This window comes from Roseivirga seohaensis (assembly GCF_001592945.1).
Lineage (GTDB): Bacteria > Bacteroidota > Bacteroidia > Cytophagales > Cyclobacteriaceae > Roseivirga > Roseivirga seohaensis.
In genome coordinates, this window is record NZ_LRPB01000027.1 from 1 (window position 1) to 374 (window position 374).

Here is a 374-nt window from a genome sequence, read left to right on the forward strand (position 1 = left end):
GTAGATGGTACTACAGACTTAACAGGAGGAGAAAATATTATTAGAGTAACCTTCACTACCACAGGAGTAGCTGATGGTTCTGAAGTTGTAAAAATTGATTTTGCAGATGGAAGCTCAGTTTTCGATGCCGCTGGAAATGCAGCAAGTGCAACACAAAGCAATAACACCAGAATTTTAAATGACCTAATCAAGCCTAGCGTTACAGGCGTTAGCTTAGCCGCAGACAACTCTTACATTGATGTAACTTTCAACGAAGGAGTGTATGAAGACAATTGTGCTGGGGGAGGTTTGCAAGCGAGTGATTTTAATCTTTCAATCAACAATGGCACAGCCACCACTCCAGTCATTTCAAGCGTAAAGAAGAATGACAATAC

Annotated in this window: 1 protein-coding gene; it reads left to right on the forward strand. The window is 40.9% G+C overall.

The features are described 5' to 3' along the window. A partial coding sequence (locus AWW67_RS19030) for a hypothetical protein (protein WP_176700033.1) occupies positions 1 to 374 on the forward strand: 374 nt, incomplete at both ends.